At 58.1% G+C, this 2,241-nt stretch carries 3 protein-coding genes; all 3 read right to left on the reverse strand.

Annotated features, from left to right (window positions below):
- Window positions 1–92: 92 nt before the first annotated feature.
- Genes C8J36_RS25695 through C8J36_RS24665 form a run of 3 tightly spaced genes read right to left on the reverse strand, consistent with a single transcriptional unit; the run spans window position 93 to window position 2,068 of the window.
- Entirely contained in the window at window positions 93–215 is a 123-nt protein-coding gene (locus tag C8J36_RS25695) for a hypothetical protein (protein WP_281029276.1), read from the reverse strand.
- Window positions 216–245: 30 nt separating this feature from the next.
- Window positions 246–857 (reverse strand): plasmid pRiA4b ORF-3 family protein, encoded by a 612-nt coding sequence (locus C8J36_RS24660; protein ID WP_132537889.1) that lies wholly within the window; start codon window positions 855–857, stop codon window positions 246–248.
- On the reverse strand, window positions 854–2,068 hold the full coding sequence (locus tag C8J36_RS24665) for an IS66 family transposase (RefSeq protein WP_281029277.1): 1,215 nt from the start codon (window positions 2,066–2,068) through the stop codon (window positions 854–856). The genes C8J36_RS24660 and C8J36_RS24665 overlap by 4 nt, the downstream gene beginning before the upstream one ends.
- Between the last annotated feature and the right edge of the window lie 173 nt (window positions 2,069–2,241).

Consider the following 2,241-nt stretch of genomic DNA (forward strand, 5'->3'; position numbering starts at 1 on the left):
TCGCGTTTCCGCCGGTTGCTCCCACCCCGCCATTTGGCGTATCAAAAACCGCCCAGGCTCTAATCGCAGCCGGATGAAACTTCAGTGGCAGGTCAACACAAGCAGCCATCTTCAGAGAACATCTCAATCGAACATTCTCGCAAGAAGTGTTCTTCCTCATCAAGCATCGCTGCGACATATTTCAGGGTGTAGAGGGCGGAGTTGCGGTAGACCATGATGCCTCGTTCTGTGTTTTTCAGATTTGGTCAGTGCTGCTGGTTCTGGCTCTTCGCAAATCCAGCCTTTCCGAGAGTCCGACGGCGGGCAATTTTAGCGACACGGTCTTGAATGATATCAACGCTTAAATCTTCTGGGTCAAAGCGGCCACCATACCAACGCACGAACTCTCGATGCTGCGCATGTCGTGGCTTCGCCATGACGTTTAGGAATTCCTCGAACCCCGAGGTACTGCCAACATCTTCCGGCGGCGCTCTGCGCTCACCATCGATGAAGCGCGGATATTCGATGCTGGGGTTTCCATCCTCCACTGCCTCCACCGTGATAGTGTGCCGCCAGTTATCACCAAAGTCATAGGTGTAGCTAAAGGTCGCGATCCCACGCTCGATGAGTGCCGCGATGCGGACGTTGCGAGCTGCAAAGGTTTTGCGTTCGTAGAGGTGTTCTGGATCCGGCACATCGTAACACCGCCCACCAGCCTCGAACTCGAACAGATGATAATCCTCGAACAGCATCACGGCCTGAATGACATCGTGGAGCCCCTTCAAGCTCATCGTGAGTGGAACCTCGATCCTGCGCCAGATCAAAGGCTCGATATCGTCGAGTTGGATATGTAGCCTGGCGATGCGATCGACGGTCATGATGCCAACGCCATCGTAGGATGCGGATCTGTCCAATTCCACAGCAGCAGCTCTGCAAGCTTTGTTGTCGGCATGTCAGCAATTCGTGCCATGACATCGGCAAGCCATGCCTGCGGATCGATATCATTGAGCTTGGCGGTCATGATCATCGTCGCCATGAAGGCGGCGCGATCGGCACCACGATCGGAACCCGCAAACAGCCACGACTTCCTGCCAAGAGCGAAGCCGCGCAGAGCGCGTTCGGCGGCATTGTTGGTCAGGCAGATCCGACCGTCGTCCAGGAAGGACGTTAGGCCCTCCCAGCGCTTTAGCATGTAGTCGATTGGCTCGGCAACGGGCGAGCTGCGCGACAGCTTTGTCCGCTCGGTCCGCATCCAAGCCTCAAGCTCTTCGACAAGACGACAGCTGTCCTGCTGACGTCGCGCCAGTCTTTCACTTGCAGCGAGACGATTGATGTTACGCTCGATGTCGAACAGGGCATCGATCCGTTTCACGGCCTCGAGCGCCACCGGCGAGATCGGCGTGGCGTTCTTTCCCCGTTTGGCGTTGGTGGCGATGTCGGCAAGCACGAAGAACTTGCGACGCGAATGCGCCCAGCACAATGCCTGGGTCAGCGGACCGGAATGGCGCTCCGCCTTGAACAGCGGATTGTAGCCGCCATAGGCATCGGCCTGCAGAATGCCGGTCTTCAGATGGCCCTCGGGATGTTCCTGCAGTCGGTCGCGCGAGGCATAGTAGAGGGCGGCTGGCGGCGACGTGCCGCCGAACGGCCGATCCTCCCTGACATAGCTCCAAATCCGCCCGGTATTGGTTTTTCCCTTCGCCAGGATCGGCACGGTCGTGTCATCGCCATGTATACGCTCGGCAGCAAGCACATGTGCCTCGATCAATCCGTGCAAGGGCTTCAAGACCGCGGTGCAAGCGCCAACCTGGTCGGCAAGCGTCGAGAGGCTGAGGTCGATGCCCTCGCGGGCATAGCGTTCACTTTCCCGGTTCAGCGGCTGATGCTGAGGCACGGACGGCGCTGATATCTGGCAGAGCTCTTTGCGCCACCGGAATAATTGACTGACATGAATCCCGGCCGAGCGCGCCACATCCGAGACAACGGTTCCAGGCTCTAACGCCGCCGCTACCAGCCGTTCTTTCTCTTCGCGAGACCAATGCCGGCGACGCTCGACCGACGTGATCACCTCAATATGTTGCTTCGTCATAGGACTACTCCCAGTGCTACCACCAGGACTTCCAATGTTCGGCTTCACATCACAAGACGGCCGTCACCGTGGGGATACGCCATACCGCACGCGTGTCTCACAAATCTCCTTGATGCGTCGTTCGAGTGGGGCCTGTCCGGTGCGGCGGGACTTGTAGTGGTATGTCGAGGTGT

The organism is Rhizobium sp. PP-F2F-G48, assembly GCF_004342335.1.
Taxonomy (GTDB): Bacteria; Pseudomonadota; Alphaproteobacteria; order Rhizobiales; family Rhizobiaceae; genus Ferranicluibacter.

Excerpts from the sequence above, each read along its gene's own strand:
- C8J36_RS25695 (WP_281029276.1), bottom strand. The coding sequence starts at position 215 with ATGGTCTACCGCAACTCCGCCCTCTACACCCTGAAATATGTCGCAGCG.
- C8J36_RS24660 (WP_132537889.1), bottom strand. The coding sequence starts at position 857 with ATGACCGTCGATCGCATCGCCAGGCTACATATCCAACTCGACGATATC.
- C8J36_RS24665 (WP_281029277.1), bottom strand. The coding sequence starts at position 2,068 with ATGACGAAGCAACATATTGAGGTGATCACGTCGGTCGAGCGTCGCCGG.